This is a genomic window from Fulvimonas sp. R45, assembly GCF_030504985.1.
In the GTDB taxonomy this organism is placed as follows: Bacteria; Pseudomonadota; Gammaproteobacteria; order Xanthomonadales; family Rhodanobacteraceae; genus Rhodanobacter_A.
Window position 1 is genome coordinate 54,479 of record NZ_JASERU010000008.1, and the last position, 21,422, is coordinate 75,900.

General features: G+C 70.7%; 19 protein-coding genes. 16 read left to right on the plus strand and 3 right to left on the minus strand.

From position 1 onward, the window contains the following. The first annotated feature begins 14 nt into the window (after window positions 1–14). The 3 genes from QMK61_RS09545 to QMK61_RS09555 all read left to right on the plus strand — a co-directional run bounded on the left by QMK61_RS09545 (window position 15) and on the right by QMK61_RS09555 (window position 2,902). A complete protein-coding gene (locus QMK61_RS09545; protein ID WP_302071969.1) occupies window positions 15–947 on the plus strand; it encodes a nucleoside hydrolase in 933 nt (310 codons plus the stop codon). 166 nt (window positions 948–1,113) lie between these two features. Further along, on the plus strand, window positions 1,114–1,359 hold the full coding sequence (locus QMK61_RS09550) for a type B 50S ribosomal protein L31 (protein ID WP_302071970.1): 246 nt from the start codon (window positions 1,114–1,116) through the stop codon (window positions 1,357–1,359). Between the two features lie 247 nt (window positions 1,360–1,606). After that, window positions 1,607–2,902, plus strand: a complete 1,296-nt coding sequence (locus QMK61_RS09555) for a citrate synthase (protein ID WP_302071971.1) — start codon at window positions 1,607–1,609, stop codon at window positions 2,900–2,902. Window positions 2,903–2,977: 75 nt separating this feature from the next. On the opposite strand, the gene QMK61_RS09560 is transcribed toward QMK61_RS09555, so the two are convergent. Together QMK61_RS09560 and QMK61_RS09565 are read right to left on the minus strand one after the other, a co-directional pair. Beyond that, a complete protein-coding gene (locus tag QMK61_RS09560) occupies window positions 2,978–3,652 on the minus strand; it encodes a hypothetical protein (protein WP_302071972.1) in 675 nt (224 codons plus the stop codon). A gap of 113 nt (window positions 3,653–3,765) precedes the next feature. Then, the gene (locus QMK61_RS09565) at window positions 3,766–6,315 is read right to left on the minus strand and encodes a penicillin-binding protein 1A (RefSeq protein WP_302071973.1); all 2,550 of its coding nucleotides are present in this window, start codon (window positions 6,313–6,315) and stop codon (window positions 3,766–3,768) included. A gap of 247 nt (window positions 6,316–6,562) precedes the next feature. Between QMK61_RS09565 and QMK61_RS09570 the strand changes: the two genes are divergently transcribed. From QMK61_RS09570 to QMK61_RS09620, 11 genes are all read left to right on the plus strand, one after another. Then, on the plus strand, window positions 6,563–7,621 hold the full coding sequence (locus tag QMK61_RS09570; protein ID WP_302071974.1) for a pilus assembly protein PilM: 1,059 nt from the start codon (window positions 6,563–6,565) through the stop codon (window positions 7,619–7,621). Then, window positions 7,621–8,310 carry a PilN domain-containing protein gene (locus QMK61_RS09575; protein ID WP_302071975.1) on the plus strand — a complete coding sequence of 230 codons (690 nt, stop codon included), beginning with the start codon at window positions 7,621–7,623 and terminating at the stop codon, window positions 8,308–8,310. The genes QMK61_RS09570 and QMK61_RS09575 overlap by 1 nt, the downstream gene beginning before the upstream one ends. After that, window positions 8,310–8,981: a type 4a pilus biogenesis protein PilO gene (gene pilO, locus QMK61_RS09580; protein ID WP_302071976.1), complete on the plus strand. Its 672-nt coding sequence runs from the start codon at window positions 8,310–8,312 to the stop codon at window positions 8,979–8,981. Before QMK61_RS09575 ends, pilO begins: the two co-directional genes overlap by 1 nt. After that, complete coding sequence (locus QMK61_RS09585) at window positions 8,978–9,514, plus strand: pilus assembly protein PilP (RefSeq protein WP_302071977.1); 537 nt, start codon at window positions 8,978–8,980, stop codon at window positions 9,512–9,514. The genes pilO and QMK61_RS09585 overlap by 4 nt, the downstream gene beginning before the upstream one ends. Before the next feature lie 19 nt (window positions 9,515–9,533). Then, the gene (gene pilQ, locus QMK61_RS09590; protein WP_302071978.1) at window positions 9,534–11,720 is read left to right on the plus strand and encodes a type IV pilus secretin PilQ; all 2,187 of its coding nucleotides are present in this window, start codon (window positions 9,534–9,536) and stop codon (window positions 11,718–11,720) included. A gap of 145 nt (window positions 11,721–11,865) precedes the next feature. Then, complete coding sequence (locus QMK61_RS09595; protein WP_302071979.1) at window positions 11,866–12,861, plus strand: MoxR family ATPase; 996 nt, start codon at window positions 11,866–11,868, stop codon at window positions 12,859–12,861. After that, window positions 12,858–13,790 (plus strand): DUF58 domain-containing protein, encoded by a 933-nt coding sequence (locus QMK61_RS09600; RefSeq protein WP_302071980.1) that lies wholly within the window; start codon window positions 12,858–12,860, stop codon window positions 13,788–13,790. Before QMK61_RS09595 ends, QMK61_RS09600 begins: the two co-directional genes overlap by 4 nt. After that, complete coding sequence (locus QMK61_RS09605) at window positions 13,787–14,272, plus strand: DUF4381 family protein (protein ID WP_302071981.1); 486 nt, start codon at window positions 13,787–13,789, stop codon at window positions 14,270–14,272. Before QMK61_RS09600 ends, QMK61_RS09605 begins: the two co-directional genes overlap by 4 nt. After that, window positions 14,265–15,245, plus strand: a complete 981-nt coding sequence (locus tag QMK61_RS09610; RefSeq protein ID WP_302071982.1) for a VWA domain-containing protein — start codon at window positions 14,265–14,267, stop codon at window positions 15,243–15,245. The genes QMK61_RS09605 and QMK61_RS09610 overlap by 8 nt, the downstream gene beginning before the upstream one ends. Next, entirely contained in the window at window positions 15,242–17,182 is a 1,941-nt protein-coding gene (locus tag QMK61_RS09615; protein WP_302071983.1) for a VWA domain-containing protein, read from the plus strand. The genes QMK61_RS09610 and QMK61_RS09615 overlap by 4 nt, the downstream gene beginning before the upstream one ends. Then, window positions 17,179–18,924 (plus strand): BatD family protein, encoded by a 1,746-nt coding sequence (locus QMK61_RS09620; RefSeq protein ID WP_302071984.1) that lies wholly within the window; start codon window positions 17,179–17,181, stop codon window positions 18,922–18,924. The genes QMK61_RS09615 and QMK61_RS09620 overlap by 4 nt, the downstream gene beginning before the upstream one ends. Here QMK61_RS09620 and QMK61_RS09625 read toward each other — a convergent pair. Then, window positions 18,921–19,439 (minus strand): O-acetyl-ADP-ribose deacetylase, encoded by a 519-nt coding sequence (locus tag QMK61_RS09625; RefSeq protein WP_302071985.1) that lies wholly within the window; start codon window positions 19,437–19,439, stop codon window positions 18,921–18,923. The genes QMK61_RS09620 and QMK61_RS09625 overlap by 4 nt on opposite strands. Window positions 19,440–19,487: 48 nt before the next feature. On the opposite strand from QMK61_RS09625, the gene QMK61_RS09630 reads away from it, so the two are divergent. Then, window positions 19,488–19,952 (plus strand): MarR family transcriptional regulator, encoded by a 465-nt coding sequence (locus QMK61_RS09630; RefSeq protein WP_302071986.1) that lies wholly within the window; start codon window positions 19,488–19,490, stop codon window positions 19,950–19,952. Window positions 19,953–20,174: 222 nt separating this feature from the next. Next, a complete protein-coding gene (locus QMK61_RS09635) occupies window positions 20,175–21,296 on the plus strand; it encodes an efflux RND transporter periplasmic adaptor subunit (RefSeq protein ID WP_302071987.1) in 1,122 nt (373 codons plus the stop codon). The last annotated feature ends 126 nt before the right edge of the window (window positions 21,297–21,422 follow it).

A 21,422-nucleotide genomic window follows, 5' to 3' on the forward strand; every position in this document is an offset into this window, starting at 1 on the left:
CATTCATGAGCACCATGAGCAAGCCGCACCTGCTGATCGACACCGACCCCGGCGTGGACGACGCCCTCGCCATCCTGATGGCCCACGCCCATGCCGACGTGGCGGGCCTCAGCGTCGCCGCCGGCAACGTCGGCCTGGGCCATACCGTGCGCAACGCGCGCACCCTGGTCGACCTGCTCGGCGCGGACACGCCAGTGTTCCCGGGCTGCCCGTCGCCGCTGGTGCGCGCCCCGGACGAGGACGCGGCCTTCGTGCACGGCCTGGACGGCTTCGGCGACGTGGGCTTTCCCGAACCCGCCGTGCCGGCGGCGGACGAGGCGGCGGCACTGGCGCTGCTGCGTCTCACCCGCGAACGGCCGGGCGAACTGACCCTGGTGGCGCTGGCGCCGCTGACCAACCTGGCGCTGGCGCTGCGGCTGGACCCGACGCTGCCGCAGCGGGTGAAGCGGCTGGTGGTGATGGGCGGCGCGGTGACCGGCCACGGCAACACCGGCAAGGTGCCGGCCGAGTTCAACGTCGGCTTCGACCCCGAGGCGGCGCACGTGGTGTTCGAGAGCTTCCCGGAGTTCGACTTGGTCGACTGGGAAGCCACCCTGCGGCACGCCTTCGACGAGGCGGAGTTCGACCGCTGGCTGGCCGCCGGCGACCGCCGCGCCGGCTTCTTCGGCCAGGTGTTCGGCACCGCGCGCGCCTACAACGCCGGGCATGGCCGGCACGGCATCGTGGCGGCCGATGCGCTGGCGATGGCGGTGGCGATCGACCCGTCCATCGTCACCCGCAGCGAACGCCGCCACGTGGCGGTGGAGCTGGACGGGCGGCTCACCCGTGGCGCCACCGTGGTGGACTGGGCCGGCCGGCTGGGCCACCCGGCCAACGCCAACGTGGTGCTGGACGTGGACCAGGCGCGATTTGCCGCCATGGTGCGGCGGGCGCTCGGGGCGGGTTGAGCCGGTCGGCGGCATGGCAGGAACAGAAGAAGGCTTCCCGGCAGCCCCTCCCCCGGCAGGACCGGCGGAGGGAATCGCAGCCCGTTCCCCGTTCCTACGCAAGTTGACCCCGCCATCACCCGCCCGCTACAATGCCGCTCTTTTCACCCACCGCTTTGAGTCCGCCATGAAGCCCGATATCCATCCGAACTATCGCCCGGTGGTGTTCCAGGACCTGTCGTCCGAGTTCGCGTTCCTGACGCGCTCGACGATCGCGACCAAGGAAACCATCAAGTGGGAGGACGGCAACGAGTACCCGCTGGTCAAGGTGGATATCTCCAGCCACTCGCACCCGTTCTACACCGGCAAGCAGAAGACGCTGGACGTGGGCGGCCGCGTGGACAAGTTCCGCCGCCGCTACGCGCAGAAGTAGGCGCGGGCTTCCGGCCGCCGGCCGGGTTGGCAAATGCAAGGCACGGGGCGGGCCGTCGGCTCGCCCCGTGCGTTTTTGCGTCTGCAGCCGCGCCGGTCTTGGACCATCCGCGAACGGATGTCCGGTCGGCATTGTGCGATAATGCACAGGTTGCATCGTCCGGTTCCCCGCCGCGATGCCCCTTTCCCCCCGCCCGCCATGCCCCCTGGGCGCGGCCGGCGGCGCCATTTGCCGTAAGGAGGTTTCCGTGTCCGATACCAAGACCGTCAAACTGGTGGACGAGTCGAACAACCGCAGTAGCGAGCTGCCGCTGGTCAGCGGTACGCTCGGCCCGGCCTGCATCGACATCGCCACGCTCTACAAGGACACGGGCCACTTCACCTACGACGTCGGCTACGGCAGCACCGCCAGCACCAAGAGCGCAATCACCTACATCGACGGCGACAAGGGCGTGCTGCTGTACCGCGGCTACCCGATCGAGCAGTTGGCCGAGAAGTCCAGCTTCCTGGAGGTGGCCTACCTGCTGCTCAACGGCGAGCTGCCCTCGAAGGACGAGTTCGCCAGCTTCGAGCACGACGTCTCGCATCACACGATGATGCACGAGTCGCTGAAGGACTTCTTCAAGGGCTTCCACCACGACGCGCACCCGATGGCGATGCTGGCCGCCGCGGTGGCCTCGCTGTCGGCGTTCTACCACGACAACCTGGACGTGGACGACCCGGCCGACCGCAAGCTGGCCGCGATCCGCCTGATCGCCAAGATGCCGACCATCGCCGCGGCCTGCTACCGCTATTCCATCGGCTGGCCGTTCCGCTACCCGCGCAACAACCTCGAGTACGTCGACCGCTTCCTGCACATGATGTTCGAGGTGCCCAGCGAGCCGCTGCAGATGAGCCCGGTGGCCGCCAAGGCGCTGGACCTCTTGTTCATCCTGCACGCCGACCACGAGCAGAATGCCTCCACCTCCACCGTGCGCCTGGTCGGTTCCACCGGCGCCAATCCCTACGCCTCGGTGGCCGCGGGCATCACCGCGCTGTGGGGCCCGGCACACGGCGGCGCCAACGAGGCGGTGCTGAAGATGCTGGAGGAGATCGGCAGCCCGGACAAGGTCGAGACCGCGGTCAAGCGTGCCAAGGACAAGAACGACAGCTTCCGCCTGATGGGCTTCGGCCATCGCGTCTACAAGAACTTCGACCCGCGCGCCAAGATCATCCGCGAGATGTGCCACAAGGTGCTGGCCGAGCTGGGCGTGAGCGACCCGCTGCTGGACGTGGCGATGAAGCTGGAGGAGGCCGCGCTGAAGGACGAGTACTTCGTCGAGCGCAAGCTGTATCCGAACGTCGACTTCTACTCGGGCATCATCTACAAGGCGCTGGGCATCCCCACCGAGATGTTCACCGTGATGTTCGCCATCGCCCGCACCGCCGGCTGGATCGCGCACTGGATCGAGCAGCACGAGACCCCCGGGGCGCGCATCGGCCGCCCGCGCCAGATCTATACCGGCCACGACGTGCGCGACTACGTGCCGTCGGACAAGCGCTGAGCGCAGCGGCTCGGAACGAAAACGCCCCGGCCATGCCGGGGCGTTTTCGTCAGGGCCTCGGAAAGAAGGCGTGGCTCAGCGCCGGACCGCGGCCAGCATCCGTTCGAGCTCGTCGCCCGCGTCGTCGCCGGCCAGCAGTTCTTCCACCGCGGGCAGCGCGGCGCGACGCATCGGTTTTTCGTCGACGCGGTCCAGCGGCGCCTGGCGCATCGCGTCCAGCGGCAGCACGGTGAGGTCGAACGGCACTTCGTCGGCGGCGAACAGCAGCACCGGGTAATCGGCCTGGGCATCGCGGCCGAAGCGCAGGTGCCGCACCTGGGTCTCGAACGGCACGCCGCGTTCGCGCAGGAACAGGCCCACCGCCTCCGGGTCGTCGCTGAACACGTGCAGGCAGACTGCGGAGTGGGCGTCGGCGGTGCCCTCCAGCACCGCGCCGACCAGGCGCGGTTCGAAGGCGTGCAGGAAGCGCATCGCTTCCGTCGCGGCCTCCCGGCGGCGCCGCAGCAGCTGTGGCTGGCTGTCGGCGTGGAACAGGCGCTGGTGTTCGCGCAGCGCCTGCTCGATCTCCTGGTTGCGCGGCAGCGCCTGGGTGTCCAGGATGCCCAGCCGCTCGGCCGCCTTGAGCTTGGCGCGGTGGAAGTCGCGGATGCCGTGCTCGCTCATCAGTCGCGCCGCCTCCTGGGCGACGCGCACGCGGTTGCGCTGGGTGCGGTCTTGCGCGTGGATGCGGTGGTGTTCGCCTCGTGCCATGCGCGGTTCCTCCGTAGCCTGCGCGGACAGGCTACACGGAAATCGCCCGCACGGGGGAAGCCGGCGGCGCGGCGTTCAGCGCCGTACCGCCGACGTATGCGCCGCGTCGACGCCTAGAAGATGTCGTAGGCGTGCTGCTGGTCCTTGTTCTGCTGCTGCTGTTGCGCGGCCTGGGCGCGCAGGCGGTCGACGTCCTCGACCTTGAAGATCTCCGGCATGGCATCGGGGTCGCTGGCGGTGGTGGGCAGGCCGGAGTCGCGGTTGATCAGCACGGTGCTGATCCCGGGCGGCATCGACAGGGTGTTTTCCGGCAGGCCCTTCAGGGCCGCGCCGATGTAGTCCATCCAGATCGGCAGCGCCGCCTGCGCGCCGAACTCGCCCACGCCGTTCGAGCGGCCCAGCGAGCTGAAATCGTCGAAGCCCACCCATACCGCCGTGGACAGGTCGCCGTTGAAGCCGACGAACCAGGCGTCGCGGTGGTCGTTGGTGGAGCCGGTCTTGCCCGCGAGGTCGGTGCGGTCGAGTGCGCGGGCCGCCGCGCCGGTGCCGCGCCGGACCACGTCCTTCATCAGCGAGGTGATCAGGTAGTCGGTGCGGGCGTCCAGCACGTGCGGGGCCAGTACCGGCGGATGGCCGCCGTTGCCGTGGGCGTCGGCGGGCAACGGGCCTTCGGCATCGTCCGCGGCGCTGCTGCTGGCGGGCGCCGGCGCGGAGCCCGCCGCGGCCACGCTGTTGGCCGGGGCGGAGAGCGCGTCCGCCGGCGGCACGCCGGGCGGGGTGGGATTGAGCAGGCGCTCCTCGCAGGTGCGGCAGGCGCGGGCGGGGTTGGCGATGTACACCGGTTTGCCGTCGCGGTCGTCGATCTCCTGGATGAAGTAGGGCGTGACCAGGTAGCCGCCGTTGGCGAACACGGCATAGCCGCGTGCCATGCCGATCGGCGACACCGAGGCGGTGCCCAGCGCCAGCGACAGGTTGTCGGGCAGCGCCGAAAGCGGGAAGCCGAAGCGGGTGGCGAAGGTGCGCGCGTAGCCCACGCCGATGGCGTCGAGCAGGCGCACCGAGACCAGGTTCTTCGACTGCACCAGCGCCTCGCGCAGGCGCATCGGGCCGGCGAACTTGCCGTCGTCGTTGGACGGCGTCCACAGACCGCCGGGGCGCGAGGGATCGGGCAGCGCCAGCGGCGCGTCGTTGATGATCGAGGCCGGGGTGAAGCCGCGGTCGAACGCGGCAGAATAGAAGTACGGCTTGAAGCTGGACCCCGGCTGGCGCGCCGCCATCACGGCGCGGTTGAACTTGCTGCGCATGAAGCTGAAGCCGCCCACCAGGGCCTGGATCGAGCCGTCCTCGGGGTTGATCGAGACCAGCGCGGCCTGTGCCTTGGGAATCTGGGCCAGCTGCCAGGCGCCCTTGCCGTCGCGCGAGAGGCGCACGATGTCGCCGCGCCGGAGCACGGCGTCCACCGTCTTCGGCGCCGCGCCGACGCGGCTGTCGCTGATGTACTTGCGCGCCCAGGCGACCGCGTCCAGGCCGAGCCGCACCTGCTCGTGGTCGGACAGGTACACCGTGGCGGCGTCGGCGGAGGCCGCGGTGACGATGCCGGGCTGCATGCCGGCGACGTCGTAGTAGCCGGCCAGCGCATGGTCGAGGTCGGCGTCGGCGGGGGCGGCGGGCAGGTCCTGGTGCGCCTCGGGGCCGCGCCAGCCGTGGCGGCGGTCGTAGGCGACCAGGCCGCTGCGCACCGCATCCACCGCCTCCTGCTGGCGCGCGCCCTGCAGGGTGGTCTTCACCACGTAGCCCTCGGTCAGGGCGTCGTTGCCGAGCCGCTTCAGCACCTGCTGGCGCACCATCTCGGCCAGGTAGGGCGCATCCACCTCGATCGGCTGCTCGTGCGGCGAGGCATCGTCCGGCGCGGCGATGGCCTGCTCGTACTGCGCCTTGGTGATGTAGCGGTGCTCCAGCATCTGCCCCAGCACCCAGTTGCGCCGCGCCACCAGGCGCCTGGGATTGGTTACCGGGTTGACCGCCGAGGGCAGCTGGAAGGTGGAGGCGATCGCGGCGCACTCCGGGATGGTGAGCTGGTCCAGCTTCTTGCCGTAGTAGTACTCCGCGGCCGCGGCCACGCCGTAGGCGCGGTGGCCGAGGAACATCTTGTTGAGGTACAGCTCGAGGATCTGGTTCTTGCTCAGCTGGTGCTCCATGCGCAGGGCGATGAACATCTCGATCAGCTTGCGCGTGTAGAGCTTCTCGGGGCTGAGGAAGAAGTTGCGCGCCACCTGCTGGGTGATGGTCGAGCCGCCCTGGCCCTTGTCGCCGCCGGAGATCACCACGTGCCAGACCGCGCGCGCCACGCCGTGCCAGTCTACGCCGGGATGGTGGTAGAAGTCGGCGTCCTCGGCCGACAGCACGGCGTTCCGGAGCATGTCGGGCACCTGGTCGATGCCGACCGGGATGCGCCGGGTTTCGCCGAAGCTGGCGATCAGCTTGCCGTCGGCGCTCAGCACGCGCAGCGGCACCTGCATGTGGTAGTCCTTCAGCATCGCCACCGAGGGAATGCGCGGGGCCACCAGCCAGTAGGCCACCCCCACGGCCGCGATCGCCAGCAGCAATCCGGAGAAGATGAGGACCAGCAGCCAGCGCAGCAATCGCTTCAGGAGAGGATTCATGTGGGTGTAGCGAGACCTGAGTCAAAACACGCCAGAGTATAGATGTTGCACCATTCATTCACAGGGACGACGCACCGACGGACCCCGGTGTACAGGCCGAAAACGCGATGGCGCAAATGTGCAGACCATCACGCCATGGAGTCGAGAAAGATCGCGTAGGCCGTTGCGATTGCGTTAAATTTTGGCTTTAATCCCTGGCAGGCTCGCCACTTCCGTGGCCGCAGCCGCAGGGGCAAGGGGGAAAACCGTGGGTCTCTTTACACCCAAGAAGCCGCCGCTGGTCGGCGTCGACATCAGTGCGACCGCCGTCAAGCTGCTGCAGCTCAGCCAGACGGGTGGCCGTTACCGCGTGGAGCACTACGCGGTCGAGCCGCTCCCGCCCCATGCGGTGGTCGAGAAGAACATCGTCGAGGTCGAGGCGGTGGGCGAGGCGATCCGGCGCGCGCTGGCGCGTTCGGGCTCCAAGCTCAAGCACGCCGCCGCCGCCGTGGCCGGCTCGGCGGTGATCACCCGCGTCGTGCCGATGGCCAGCGACCTGTCCGAGGACGACCTGGAAGGCCAGATCCAGGTCGAGGCCAACCAGTACATCCCGTATCCCATCGACGAGGTCAGCCTCGACTTCGAGGTGCTGGGGCCGGTGCGCGACAACCCGGAAATGAACAACGTGCTGCTGGCCGCGTCTCGCACCGAGAACGTCGACATGCGCGTGGCCGCGCTGGACCTGGGCGGGCTCACCGCGCAGGTGGTCGACGTGGAGGCCTTCGCGATGGAGAACGCCTTCGCCCTGATCGCCGACCAGCTCGACGTGGGTCGCGACGCGCTGGTGGCGGTGGTGGACATCGGCGCCACCATGACCACGCTGTCGGTGCTGCGCAACCAGCGCACCATCTACTCGCGCGAGCAGGTGTTCGGCGGCCGCCAGCTCACCGACGAGATCATGCGCCGCTACGGCCTGTCCTACGAGGAGGCCGGCCGCGCCAAGCGCAAGGGCGGCCTGCCCGAGTCCTACGAGACCGAGGCGCTGGAGCCGTTCAAGGAATCGCTGGTGCAGCAGATCAGCCGCCTGCTGCAGTTCTTCTACGCCGGCAGCGAGTACAGCAAGGTCGACCAGGTGGTGCTGGCCGGCGGCTGCGCCTCGATCGAGGGCATCGACGGCATGCTCGAGGAGCAGCTCGGCGTGCCCTGCGTGGTGGCCAACCCGCTGGCGCGCATGTCGCTGTCCTCGCGCGTCCAGGCCCAGACGGTGGCCCAGGAGGCGCCGGCGCTGATGATCGCGGTCGGACTCGCGCTGAGGAGCTTCGACTGATGACCCGCATCAACCTACTCCCGTGGCGCGCCGAGCGCCGCAAGCAGCGCGAGCGCGAATTCTTCATGCAGCTGGGCGCCGCCTTCGTGGCCGGCGTCCTGTTCGTGCTGCTGTGGTCGTTCTGGATGGGCATGCGCATCGACAACCAGAACGAACGCAACGCCTACCTGCAGAACGAGATCAAGCAGGTGGACGTGAAGATCACCAAGATCAACGAGCTCGACCGGGTCCGTTCGCAGTTGCTGGCGCGCAAGCAGATCATCGAGCAGCTGCAGGCCAACCGTTCGCAGATGGTCCACCTGTTCGACGAGCTGGTGAAGACCATCCCCTCCAGCGCGCGTCTCTCCGAGCTGAAGCAGAACGGCCAGTCGATGGTGCTCAACGGCGTGGCCCAGTCCAACGCCAGCGTGGCCGAGTACATGCGCAACATCGAGGACTCGCCCTGGATGGGGCACGCCGACCTCAGCAAGACCGAGAACACCCACGCCTCCACCCGCATGCCCTACAGCTTCGGCCTGACCGTGGCCCTGAACCGGCCCAAGCAGGACGAGGACGGCAAGGACAAGGCCGGCAAGGCCGCGCCGGATACGAAGACGGGCGCGCCCGCGGTCTCGGCGACGCCGGCGAAGCCCGCCGCTGCGCCCGCAGCCGCTCCCGCCCATGACGTCGCCAAGGGAGGGGCCAAGTGATGAAACTCCTCGACGACCTGCGCAATCTCGACCGCAACAACATTGGCGGCTGGCCGAAGTCGGTCAAGGTCTTCTTCACCGTGCTGGTGTTCGCCGTCATCGCGTTCTTCGGCTGGTACCTGCACGTCAGCAACCAGCAGGACGAGCTGGCCTCCCTGGCGAACAAGGAAATACAGCTCAAGCAGGAATTCGCACAGAAGCAGGCCAAGGCGGTCAACCTCGAGGCGCTGCAGCAGCAGCTCGGCGAGATGAAGGACATGCTGCGCCAGCTGCTGCGCCAGCTGCCCAGCAAGACCGAGATGCCGGAACTGCTGGTGGACATCTCGCAGGCCGCGCTGTCGGCCGGCCTGGAAACCGACCTGTTCCAGCCGGGTCCCGAAACGCCGAAGGACTTCTACGCCGAGAAGCCGATCAAGCTGAAGATGGTCGGCACCTACCACCAGTTCGGCACCTTCATCAGCGACGTGGCCTCGCTGCCACGGGTGGTGATCCTGACCATGCACGACGTGTCGCTGACGCCGCTGCACGCGCCGGCCAAGGGCGCGGAGCCGACCGCCAACGAGCAGCTGGTGCTGCAGGGTACGGTGAAGACCTACCGCTATCTCGACGACAGCGAAACGAACGAGGGCGGCAAGAAACCGGCCCACGGCAAGGCGAGGGCGCGGAAATGAACATCATCGCTGCCATCAAGCCCGCCCGCGCGGCCCGCGCCGCGCTGATGCTGGGCGCCGCCCTGGTGCTGGGCGGCTGCACCCGCGGCACGTCCGACCTGCGCGCCTGGGTGGCGCACGAAAAGTCGCTGAAGGGCGCGCCGCTGCCGCCGCTGCCGGTGATCAAGACCTTCGAGACCTTCACCTATCAGGACCAGGACAAGCGTGACCCGTTCAGTCCGAGCCCGGCGGAGGAGCAATCCAGCGCCTCCGGGCCGCGGCCCGACCAGGACCGGCCCAAGCAGCCACTGGAGATGTTCGCGCTGGACAGCCTGAAGATGGTCGGCACCATCGGTGTCGGCAAGGGCATCCAGGCGCTGATCAAGGATCCGGGCGGCGTGATCCACCGCGTCACCGTCAACGAGTACATGGGCCAGAACTACGGCCATGTCACCACGGTGGCGCCGGACCACGTGGACCTGGTCGAACTGGTTCCCAACGGCAATGGTGGCTGGATGGAACGTCCCGCCAGCATCGCGCTCGGCGAGAAATAGGCTTACAGGGGCTGATGCAATGACCAACCGAATCCAAACCCTCCGCAGCCCTGCCAAGCGCCTGGCGAGCCGTTGCCTGCTGGCCGGCCTGCTTGTCGGCGGCGCGGCCTGGGCCAACGCCGCGACGGCCGCCACCACGCTGAAGGACATCCATGCCGAGACGCTGCCCGGGGGGCGCGTCGCGCTGCACCTGGACTTCGCCAACGGCCCGGTGCCGCAGCCGCGCATCTTCACCACCGACGACCCGCCGCGCATCGCGGTGGACCTGCCCGACACCGCCAACGCGGCGGCGCGGCATACCGACGTCGGCGTGGGCTCCACCTCGGGCGTCACCGCGGTCTCCGCCGGCGGGCGCACGCGCGTGCTGGTCGAACTGATGCGCAGCTCCACCTACCAGACCAAGGTGGAAGGCGACAGCCTGGTGCTCACCGTCAACAACGGCAGCGATGCCGGGCCGACCACCACGGCGTCCACCATCGATCCGTCCAAGGCACTGCCCTCGGCGACCGACGGCCCCGCAGTCAGCAACATCGACTTCCGCCGCGGCAAGGATGGCGCCGGCCGCGTCCTGATCGACTTCGCTGGTCCCGGCGCGCACGCCAACATGCGTCGCGAAGGCGATCGCGTCGTGGTCGACCTCGACCACGTGCACTTGCCGCCGAGCCAGGCGCAGCGGTTGGACGTGCTCGACTTCGCCACGCCCGTGCAGTCCATCGCCACCCACGCCACTCCGGATGGCGCACGCATGGAGATCGCCGTCAAGGGCACGGTGGACACCTCGTCCTACCAGACCGGCGAGCAGTACGTGGTGGAGATCGCGCCGAAGAAGTCCGACGCCAAGACCGACGCCGCGAAGGGCCAGCAGCCGGTGTACACGGGCAGCCGCGTCACCTTCAACTTCCAGGACATCCCGGTACGTTCGGCGCTGCAGCTGCTGGCCGACGTGTCGGGGCTGAACCTGGTCGCCTCCGACTCGGTGGGCGGCAGCGTCACCCTGCGCTTGGTCAACGTGCCGTGGGACCAGGCGCTTGACGTGATCCTGCGCGCCAAGGGCCTGGACAAGCGCCGCGACGGCAACGTGGTGTGGATCGCGCCGCAGAAGGAACTGGCCGACTACGAGCAGAGCGTGGCCGATGCGCGCATCAAGGCTGAGGACAACGCTCCGCTGATCACCAGCTATATCCCGATCAGCTATGGCAAGGCCTCCGAGATCGCCAAGCTGCTGACCACGGGCAGTATGCAGGGGGGCGGCAACGGAAGTGGCAGCGCGGGTTCGGCGAACAGCAGCCGGGGTTTCCTGTCGCCGCGCGGCAGCGTCTCCTACGACCAGCGCACCAATACGCTGCTGCTCAACGATACGGCCGAGAAGACCGTGGAAGTGCGCAAGCTGGTCGCCGAACTGGACAAGCCGGTACGCCAGGTGCTGATCGAGTCGCGCATCGTGATAGCTACCGATCAGTTCGAACGTGATTTGGGCGTCAAGTGGGGGGCGAACGCCCAACGAACCAATCCGAGCGGTCAGGTCATCCAGATTGGTGGTCCGCTGGGGGGGGGCACGTCGGGAAGCAACGGCAGCACCGGCAGCGCAACCAGCCCTGGCGGCTTCAACGTCAACCTGCCGGTTTCCTCTGCGGCAGGCACTTTGGGCATGGCCATCCTCGGCAAGAACTATGCGCTTGATCTGGAGCTGTCCGCAGCGCAGACCGAGGGACGCGGCGAAGTGATTTCTAGCCCTCGCGTCATTACCGCCAACCAGCAGGAGGCGGACATCAAGCAGGGTCAGGAAATTGGCTATGTGACCTATCAGGGCAGCGTGGGCAACTCGGGCACGCCGACTGCATCGGTGCAGTTCAAGGAAGCCGTACTTGAGCTGCGCGTGACGCCGACGATCACTGCCGACAGCCGTATCTATCTTGCCATCAATGTCAAGAAGGATGCGCTGAACAAGATGGTGGACACACCCAACGGCCAGGTGCCTTTGATCGATACGCGCTCGGTTAATACCTCCGCGCTGGTGGACAATGGCCAGACCGTAGTACTGGGTGGCATCTACGAGATCACCAAGAACGACTCGGTGGCGAAGGTACCGGGTTTGGGCGACATCCCGGTTCTGGGCACGCTGTTCCGCAAGACTACGCGCCAGAACGACAAGGCTGAATTGTTGATCTTTGTAACGCCACGCATCCTCAACGACAATTTGCAGTAAGAGGCGCATGAGGATGCGAAGGGGCGGCCGCCGGCCGCCCCTTCGCGTTTCAGGGTCAGCGTCAATACGCGGCATCCAGTCGCATGGCAAACTTTCGGCCCCTGCTGCGGTCAACAACGACGTCATGCCGAATGGACCCCATACGATGGACATGCCCGAGAGTCCGGCCGCAAGCCGATTGCAGCAGGCCTTCGCGCGGCTGCGCGAGGACCTGCAGCGCAGCGTCGTCGGCCAGCCGCACCTGATCGACTGCCTGCTGGTGGCGCTGCTCGCCGACGGCCACCTGCTGGTGGAAGGCGCGCCGGGACTGGCCAAGACCACCGCGGTGAAGGCGCTGGCCGCGCGTATCGAGGCGGATTTCCACCGCGTGCAGTTCACCCCCGACCTGCTGCCCGCCGACCTCACCGGCACCGACGTGTTCCGGCCGCAGTCGGGCGCCTTCGAGTTCGAGCGCGGACCGCTGTTCCACAGCATCGTGCTGGCCGACGAGATCAACCGCGCGCCGGCCAAGGTGCAGTCGGCCCTGCTGGAGGCGATGGCGGAACGGCAGATCACCGTCGGGCGCAGCACCTGGCAACTGCCCGAGCTGTTCATGGTGATGGCCACGCAGAACCCGATCGAGCAGGAAGGTACCTTCGCCCTGCCGGAGGCCCAGCTCGACCGCTTCGTGATGCACGTGAAGATCGGCTACCCCGACGCAGCGTCCGAGCTGGCCATCCTGCGCCTGGCGCGCGAGCAGGCGCGCCGGCAACTGCACCCGCGGCCCGCGCCGGCGGCGCTGCTCAGCCAGGCCGACGTGTTCGCCGCGCGCGACGCCGCGCTGGCCGTGCATGTCGCGCCGGCGCTGGAGGAATACCTCGCGCAACTGGTGCTGGCCAGCCGCGACGCGGGCCGCTACGGCCCCGAGCTGAAACGCTGGATCGCGTGGGGCGCCAGTCCGCGCGCCACCATCGCGCTGGACCGCTGCGCGCGCGCCCGCGCCTGGCTGGCCGGGCGCGACTACGCGCTGCCCGAGGACGTGCACGCCATCGCGCACGAGGTGCTGCGCCACCGCATCCTGACCAGCTACGAGGCCGAGGCCGAGGGCGTGGACAGCGACCAGGCGATCGACCGCCTGCTGGATCTCGTGCCCTTGCCGTGAACGCCGTGCCCACGCCAGCGTCCCGTGGCGACGGCCGCACGCGGGTCGACCTGGACGAACTGATCGCCCTGCGCGCCCGTGCCGCGCATTCCGCGCTGGCCCCGGTCGAGAGCCGGGCCCTGCGTTCGGGACGACAGTCCAGCCGCCTGTACGGTCGCGGCATGGACTACGCCGAATCGCGCGCCTACCAGCCCGGCGACGACGTGCGCCGGCTCGACTGGCGGCTCACCGCGCGCAGCGGCAAGCTGCACACCAAGCTGTTCCAGGAAGAGCGCGAGGGCCGCCTGCTGGTGCTGCTGGACAGCCACGCCGGCATGCGCTTCGGCACCCGCGTGCGGTTCAAGTCGGTGCAGGCGGCGCGCGCGGCGGCGCTGGCCGCGTGGTGCGCGGTGCGGGCCGGCGAACGGGTCGGCCTGCTGGCCTTCGGCGGTCACGGCCGGCTGCTGCGTCCGCGTGGAGGCGTGCGCGGCGCGTTGGCGGCCTGCGGCGCGCTGGCCGAATGGGACGCCTTGCCCGCCGATGGCGAGGAACCGCTGTCCGCCGCGCTGCTGCGCGCCAGCCGCCTGCAACATGGCGCCAGCCGCGTGCTGCTGATAAGCGACGGCTGGAGCTGCGACGAAGCCGCGCACGGCCGCCTGCTGGACCTGTCGCGGCGCGCGGCGGTGCGCGTGCTGGCGGTGGCCGACCCGCTGGAGTTGGCGCCGCCACCGCCCGGTCGCTACCCGTTCGAGCACGCGGGCGAGCGCCGCGAAGTGACGCTGTTGTCCGAACGCGACCGGCGCGATTTCCAGGCCAGCCTCGGCGCAGGCCGGGCGCGCCTGCATGCGCAGGCGCGCGCGCTGGGCCTGCCCATTCGCACCATCGACACCCGCGACGACGTGGGCGATGCCGTGGTCGCCCTGCTGCGTGCACCGGAGCTGCGGCGATGAGGCCGCCGCAACCGCTGCCGCTGCGCGACATCCACCTGCCGCCCGCGCCGCCGTGGTGGCCTCCGGCGCCTGGCTGGTGGGTGTTGGCGGCGCTGCTGCTGGCGCTGCTCGGCACCGGATTCTTTTTCGTCCTGCGTTGGCGCCGCCGGCGCGCCGCATGCCGCCGCGTGCTGGCCGAGGTGGACGCGCTGGCGGCGCGGCACGCCGGCGACGATGCAGCCCTGGCGCTTGGCCTGCACCAGTTGCTGCGTCGCGCGGCGCGCCGCTACGACGCGCAGGCCGTGCACCAGCGCGGCGAGGCGTGGCGGCGCACGCTGGCGCGCGTGCCCGTGCGGGCCGGCGTGCTCGACGCGCTGCTCGCGCTGGAACGGGACCTGTACCGTCCGCAGGCGGCCTTCGATCGTGACGCGGCGCTGGCGGCCACCCGCGCCTGGCTCGCCGCGGCCTGGCGGCGCCGGCCGAGGGAAGTGACGCATGCCTGAGTTCGCCTGGCCCTGGGTGTTCGTGCTGCTGCCGCTACCCTGGCTGCTGCGGCGCTGGCTGCGCCCGGTGCTGCCCGGACAGGCGCTGCGCCTGCCGCAGGCCGGATTGCAGCTGCCGCAGGCGGCCCGGACCGCCGTGCGCGGCGCCACGCCGTGGCTGCTGGCATTGGCCTGGCTGTGCCTGCTGGCCGCCGCGGCCCGTCCGCAACGGTTGGGACCGCCGCAGGCGCAGCAGCGCAGCGGCCGCGCGCTGATGCTGGCGGTGGATCTGTCCGGCAGCATGCACACGCCGGACATGCAGCTGGCCGGCCAGCCGGTCAGCCGCTTCGGCGCGGTGGAGGCGATCGCCGGCGACTTCATCGCGCGGCGGAGCGGCGACGAACTGGGCCTGATCCTGTTCGGCAGCCACGCCTACCTGGTCACGCCGCTGACCTACGACCTCGGCGCCGTGCGCGCCCAGCTGCAGGGCGCCGCGGTGGGCCTGGCCGGCACGCAGACCGCGATCGGCGACGCCATCGCGGTGGCGGTGAAGCGCCTGTCCGCGCTGCCCAAGCAGGCGCGCGTGCTGGTGCTGCTCACCGATGGCGTCAACAACGCCGGCACCATCGCGCCGCTGGACGCCGCGCGCGCGGCGAAGGCGGCCGGCGTGCGCATCTACACCATCGGCATCGGCGCCACCCGCCTGCGCGTGCCCGGCTTCTTCGGCAGCCAGGTGGTCAACCCCTCGGCCGACCTCGACGCCGACATGCTCACCCGGATCGCCGACATGACCGGCGGCCGCTTCTTCCGCGCCACCGACAGCGGCCAGCTCGCCGACGCCTACCGCGCCATCGACGCGCTGGAACCGATGCCGCAGCACGGCCCCAGCCTGCGTCCCCGCCACGAGCTGTTCCGCTGGCCGCTGCTGGCCGCGGTGCTGCTGCTGATGCTGGCCAACCTGCCGCGCTGGCGGCTGCGGGAGCGCCCTGCATGAGCGAGGCGCTGCGCCAGTTCCACTTCCTGCAACCATGGTGGCTGCTGGCCCTGCTCGCGTTGCCGCCGCTGCTGTGGCTGGGTGCGCGCGAAGGTGCGACGCGGCGCGCGCTGGCGCGGCTGGCCGACGCCGAGCTGCTGCCGCACCTGCTGCACGGCCAGTCGCGCGGACGCCGCCTGCCATCCGGCCTGCTCGCGCTGGGCTGGCTGCTGGGCGCGCTGGCGCTGGCCGGCCCGACCTGGAGCCGCGTGGCGCAACCGCTGTATGCCGACCGCGCGGCGCAGGTGGTGGCGATCTCGCTGTCGCAGCGCATGCTGGCGCGCGACGTCGCGCCCAGCCGGATCGACCGCGCGCGCTACAAGGCGCGCGACCTGCTCGAGGCCAATCGCGACGGCCTCAACGCGCTGGTCGGCTACGCCGGCGAAGCCTTCGTGGTGGCGCCGCTGACCAGCGACGCGCACAGCCTCGACGACCTGCTCGAGGCGATGGTGCCCGACACCATGCCGGTGGACGGCAACGACGCCGCGCAGGCCATCGCGCGCGGCGCGAAGCTGATCCACGACGCCGGCGCGGATGCCGGTTCGCTGGTCCTGATCACCGACACCGCCGACGCCGCGGCGCAGGCGGCAGCGCGCAAGGCGCGCGCGGAAGGCGTGCGCGTGTCCGTGCTGGGCGTGGGCACGCCGCAGGGCGGCCCGGTACCGCTGAACGATGGCGGTTTCCTGCACGACGACCACGGCGACCTGGTGCTGGCGAAGCGCGACGATGCCGCGCTCGCCGCCCTGGCCGCGGCCGGTGGCGGCCGCTACGTGCCGATGCGCGACGACGACGGCGACATCCGTGTCCTGCATGGCGAGCTGCGGCCCGCGCACGAGACGGGCGCGGTCGTGCAGCGGGGCGATGCCTGGCAGGACCAGGGGCCATGGCTGCTGCTGCCGCTGCTGCTGGTCGTCGCGGCGGGCTTCCGGCGCGGCTGGCTGCTGCTGTTGCCGCTGGTGCTGCTGCCGTCGCTGCTGCCCGCGCCGGCGCAGGCTGCCGGCTGGCCCGACTGGTGGCGCCGTCCCGACCAGCAGGCGGCGGCAGCCTTGCGCGCGGGCCGGGCGAAGCAGGCGGAGCAGTTGGCGCGCGATCCCGCCCTGCGCGGCGCGGCGGCCTACCGGGCCGGTGACTACGCGGCGGCGGCGCAGGCGCTGCGCCAGGCGCCGGGCGCGGACGCGGCCTACAACCTCGGCAACGCGCTGGCGCGGCAGCAGGACTATCGCGCGGCGATCAAGGCCTACGACCGCGCCTTGCGGATGGACCCGCACAACGAGGACGCCCGCTACAACCGCCAGCTGGTGGAAGACGCGATGCGCCGCCAGCAGCACCGGCCGCAACAGCAGCCGCAGCAAGGCGGGCAGGGCGGCCAGGGCCCGCAGGACAAGTCCGCCGGCTCCTCGGGCCAGGGCCAGAGTCCGCAGGGCCAGGGCGGCCAGCAGGGCGCGTCGCAGGACAAGCACGACGGCGGCAAGGCCGGCCAAGACGACAAGTCCGCAAAGGGCGACGACAAGGGCGAAGCGTCGAAGCCCTCGCCGGCCGCCCAGCAAGGCAGCGGGAACAAGGGCGAACCCCCGCCGTCCGATGCCCGGGCGGATGGCACGGGCCCGCAGCAGACGCAGCAGCAGCGCGCCGCCCAGCAGGCGCAGGCGGCGAAGGCCGAGCAGGCCCTGCACCGGCAGATGGACCGGGCGCTGGGGCCGCCGCAGCCCGGCACGGCACGGCAACCCGCCCACGACCTGGGTGCCGCCAGCACGGACGACCCGCTGTCGAAGCTGCCCGCCGACGTGCGCCAGGCCCTGCGCCAGGTGCCGGACGATCCGGGCGCCCTGCTGCGGCGCAAGTTCCAGCTCGAATACCGGGAGCGCCACGGCGGCGCGCCCACGGAGGACGGACCATGACCCGGCGTTGCCTGTGGGCCTTGCTGATCCTGCTCGCCGTGCCGGCCTGGGCGCTGGCGTCCGGCGTGCGCGCCACATTGGACCGCAGCCAGGTGCAGCTGGGCGAGACGGTCACGTTGAACATCGCCATCGACAGCGGCGACAGGGTGGCCGCACCGGACCTCGGCCCGCTGGCGAAGGACTTCGACGTACTGGGCCAGTCCAGCAACAGCAGCATCAGCATCGTCAACGGCCGGCGCAGCGCGCAGTTCACCATCGGCATCGCGCTGCGGCCGAAGCATGCAGGCCAGCTGACGGTGCCGTCGCTGGCGGTGGGCAACGGACACACCGAGCCGTTGCAGCTGACGGTGACGCCGCCGGACCCGAACGCCGCGGCGAGCAGCGGCAAGGACGTGTTCGTCGAGGCCTTCGCCACGCCGGACCACGGCTATGTGGGCCAGCAACTGCTGCTCACCGTGCGGCTGTACTTCGACGTGAACCTGGACCGCGGTTCGCTGGACGACCCGCAACTGCCGGGCGTGGAAGTGCGCAAGCTCGGCAAGGACGTCGACTACGACGCCGAACGCGGCGGCCGGCGCTACCACGTGCTGGAGCGGCGCTACGCGCTGATCCCCCGGCACGCCGGCACGCTGACGGTGCCCTCGCTGGCGTTCCAGGGCGTGGCCAGCAACCCGTCCGACCCGATGGACCCGGGCGATTTCTTCGGCCAGTCCGGCCTGTTCGGCGGCACCACGGTGACGGCGGCCTCGCCCGCGGTGACCCTGCACGTGACCGCGCCGCCGGCGGACTGGGGCGGTGGCGACTGGCTGCCCGCGCGCCAGCTCACGCTGGCGCTGGAAGGCCTGCCGGCGGACGGCACGCTGCACGTGGGCCAGCCGCTGAACCTGCACATGACCGTCCAGGCCGAGGGGCTGCCGGCCGAGTCGCTGCCGGAACCCAGCCTGCCCGCGCTGGCCGGCGCCACGGTGTACCCCGACCGTCCGGTGGACAGCACCACCCATGATGGCCGCTGGCTGCAGGGCCGGCGCGAGCGCGCCTTCGCCGTGGTGCCGCAGCGCGCCGGCACGCTGACCATCCCGGCCACCACCCTGACCTGGTTCGACGTGCAGAGCGGGCAGAAGCAGGTGGCGCGCATTCCTGCCCGCACGCTCACCGTGTTGCCTGGCGCGGGCGGGGCCGGACCGGCCGCCACGCCGCCGGCGGGGGCGGCCAGCGTGTCGCCCGCTGCATCGGCACCGCTGCCGCCCGCCGCGCAGCCGGATACGCCGGCCGGTACCGGGCACGCCCACGATCGCTGGCGCTGGATCGCCGCGGCCAGCCTGGGCCTGTGGCTGCTGAGCCTGCTGGCGTGGTGGTGGCTACGCCGGCGCGCCCGCCGTGCGGCACCGGCTCCCACGTCACCCGCGGCGCCCGCCGGCGACGCGCGCGCATTGCGCCAGGCGTTCATGGACGCGGCGCGCGGCGGGGATGCATCGGCGCAGGCGCGCAGCTTGCTGGCCTGGGCGCGGTCGGAGCGGCCGGGCCTGCATCACCTGGGCGAACTGTCCGCCGCGCTGGATTCCGGCGCGCAGCGCGCCGCCATCGACGCGTTGCAGCGCCGGCAATACGGCAACGCGCAGGCATCGCCGGCAGAAGATCTGGTGGCGGCATTTGCCGACGGCTTCGCATGGCGTCGACCGGGTGGCGGCGAGCCGGGCTCGCCGCTGCCGCCGCTGTACCCGTTCGACCTGGGCGGGTGCTAGGCGTCCAGCGCGTGCTGCAGGATCGCGCCCATGCGCGGGTCGTAGCCACACAACTGCACGTGCAGGTCGTCGCGTCCATGCAGCATCTCGCGCAGCGCGGCGACCGCCACCGCCGCGGCACGGGCGGGCGGGTAGCCGTACACGCCGCAGCTGATCGCGGGAAAGGCGAGGCTGCGCAGGCCATGGCCCCGCGCCAGCGCCACGCTGGCGCGATAGCAGCTGGCCAGCAGCGCCGCCTCGTCGTGGTCGCCGCCGCGCCAGACCGGGCCGACGGTGTGGATCACCCAGCGCGCGCCCAGCCTGAAGCCGGGCGTGATGCGCGCCTCGCCGGTGGGACAGCGCACGCCGGGCAGCACTTCCGGCAGCGCGCGGCAGGCGGCCAGCAGCGCCGGGCCGGCGGCGCGGTGGATGGCGCCGTCCACGCCGCCGCCGCCGAGCAGGGCGGGGCTGGCCGCGTTGACGATGGCGTCCGCGTCCAGTCGCACGATGTCGGCGACGATCACGGCGATGGACATGCACAGGCCTTATGCTTGGCGGGCAAACGGTGGAGGTTGCGGTACGACATGGCGAAAACGGAAGACATTTCCTTCGGCTATCTGCTGAGCGACGTGACGTTGCTGTTCCGCAAGCACTTCGACCGCCGCGCGGTGAAGTTCGGCCTGACCCGGGCGCAGTGGCGCGCCACCAAGATGTTGTACCACCGTCCCGGCCTGCGCCAGACCGAGCTGGCCGAATTCCTGGAGATGGAGCCGATCGCGGTGGGCCGCGTGATCGACCGCCTGCAGTCCGCCGGCTTCGTGGAACGCCGGCCCGACCCGAAGGACCGCCGCGCCTGGCGCCTGTACGCCACCGAGCAGGCGCACGAGGTGGTCGACGACATGGAACGCATCGCGCGCGGCCTGCGACGCGACGCCACCACCGGCATCGACCACGACGAGATGGCGCAGATGATCGCGGTGCTGACGCGGATCAAGGAAAACCTGCAGGCGCTGGACGGCTCCGACGAGCCTGTCGATCCGGCCGGCTAGACGGCCGTACGCGGCATGCTGCATGGCGCATGCCGCGTGTCATGTGCCATTGGTATCGTCCGGGAAGGCCCGCCGATGGCCGCAGAATGGGATTCCGGCGTCAACTGATCGCGTCCACGCGCGTTAGCTGCGGAGCACGTCCCCGACGTTCGCGTTTTCGGGCTTGGCATTGCTGCATCAGAGGTGCAGTCGTGGTGTCGGCGCCTCGTGGCTGGAGAAAACATGCAGCGCAATTCCTGGAAAAAGATCCTGCTGGCCGTGGTGGCGCTGGCCATCGTAGGCGTGGCCCTGCGCGGCTGGAAAGGCAGCCACGAAAAGGCGCATGCGGCCAGGGCGCCCGCCGAGGTGCCGGTGAAGGTGGCGCTGGCCACGCGTGGCGACCTCGACCTGGCGCTGAAGGTGATCGGCCGTGCCGAGGCGTATTCCACCGTGACCGTCCAGTCGCGGGTGAACGGCCAGCTGCAGTCGCTGGCGTTCGTCCCCGGCGGACGGGTGAAGGCGGGCCAGGCGATCGCCCGGATCGATCCCAGCCTGCTGCAGGCGCAGCTCGACCAGGCCCGCGGCGAACTGGCGAAGGACCAGGCGCAGCTGACCAACGCGCAGGCCGTGCTGGTGCGCTACACGCCGCTGCTGGCCAAGGGCTACGTGTCGAAGACCGACTACGACAACTACAAGGCCAACGTGGGCGTCTACGCCGCCTCGGTGAAGGCCGACAAGGCGGCGGTGGAGATGGCGCAGACCCAGCTGGGCTATGCGCGGATCGTCGCGCCGGTGGACAGCATCGCCGGCGCGCCGCTGGTCTATCCCGGCGCGCAGGTGAGCGCCAACAGCACCGACCTGGTGGTGCTCAACCAGGTGCGGCCGATCTACCTCACCTTTGCCGTGCCCGAGTCCGCGCTGGATGGCGTGAGGGCCGCCTACGCGCGCGGCAAGGTGGCGGTGGGCGTCTCCGTGCCGGGCGCGAAGGGCGCGCCGCTCGCCGCCACGCTGGACTTCATCAACAACGCGGTGGACACCAGCACCGGCACGATCCAGCTGAAGGCGGAATACCCGAACGCCGACGACCGGCTGACGCCCGGCCAGTTCGTGCAGGTGAGCCTGCCCACCACCCGCCTGGCCAACGTGGTGACGGTGCCGGTGGAGGCGCTGCAGAACTCGCCCGACGGCAGCTTCGTGTTCGTGGTCGGCGCGGACGGCCGCGTGCAACAGCGCATGGTGGCGACGGGCCAGGGCAGCGGCGGCCGGCTGGTGATCAGCAAGGGCCTGGACGGCGGCGAGCAGGTGGTCACCGACGGCCAGATGCTGCTGACCAACGGGACGCGGGTGAAGGTGGTGAAGGGATGATGGGGGGCGAGGCGGGATTGGCCCTGTTCGCCGCGAGGTTGGCTTGGCTTTCCGCGGGGTTGGCCTCTCTCTCCAACCCTCTCCCCGGGGAGGAGAGGGAGCGAACGGGCCGGGCGGGTTCGCCTG

Coding starts and splice junctions, on each gene's coding strand:
- pilQ (WP_302071978.1), top strand. CDS start 9,534: ATGACCAACCGAATCCAAACCCTCCGCAGCCCTGCCAAGCGCCTGGCG.
- QMK61_RS09635 (WP_302071987.1), top strand. CDS start 20,175: ATGCAGCGCAATTCCTGGAAAAAGATCCTGCTGGCCGTGGTGGCGCTG.
- QMK61_RS09585 (WP_302071977.1), top strand. CDS start 8,978: ATGAACATCATCGCTGCCATCAAGCCCGCCCGCGCGGCCCGCGCCGCG.
- QMK61_RS09575 (WP_302071975.1), top strand. CDS start 7,621: ATGACCCGCATCAACCTACTCCCGTGGCGCGCCGAGCGCCGCAAGCAG.
- QMK61_RS09565 (WP_302071973.1), bottom strand. CDS start 6,315: ATGAATCCTCTCCTGAAGCGATTGCTGCGCTGGCTGCTGGTCCTCATC.
- QMK61_RS09550 (WP_302071970.1), top strand. CDS start 1,114: ATGAAGCCCGATATCCATCCGAACTATCGCCCGGTGGTGTTCCAGGAC.
- QMK61_RS09615 (WP_302071983.1), top strand. CDS start 15,242: ATGAGCGAGGCGCTGCGCCAGTTCCACTTCCTGCAACCATGGTGGCTG.
- QMK61_RS09620 (WP_302071984.1), top strand. CDS start 17,179: ATGACCCGGCGTTGCCTGTGGGCCTTGCTGATCCTGCTCGCCGTGCCG.
- QMK61_RS09595 (WP_302071979.1), top strand. CDS start 11,866: ATGGACATGCCCGAGAGTCCGGCCGCAAGCCGATTGCAGCAGGCCTTC.
- QMK61_RS09610 (WP_302071982.1), top strand. CDS start 14,265: ATGCCTGAGTTCGCCTGGCCCTGGGTGTTCGTGCTGCTGCCGCTACCC.
- QMK61_RS09560 (WP_302071972.1), bottom strand. CDS start 3,652: ATGGCACGAGGCGAACACCACCGCATCCACGCGCAAGACCGCACCCAG.
- pilO (WP_302071976.1), top strand. CDS start 8,310: ATGAAACTCCTCGACGACCTGCGCAATCTCGACCGCAACAACATTGGC.
- QMK61_RS09625 (WP_302071985.1), bottom strand. CDS start 19,439: ATGTCCATCGCCGTGATCGTCGCCGACATCGTGCGACTGGACGCGGAC.
- QMK61_RS09605 (WP_302071981.1), top strand. CDS start 13,787: ATGAGGCCGCCGCAACCGCTGCCGCTGCGCGACATCCACCTGCCGCCC.
- QMK61_RS09545 (WP_302071969.1), top strand. CDS start 15: ATGAGCAAGCCGCACCTGCTGATCGACACCGACCCCGGCGTGGACGAC.
- QMK61_RS09630 (WP_302071986.1), top strand. CDS start 19,488: ATGGCGAAAACGGAAGACATTTCCTTCGGCTATCTGCTGAGCGACGTG.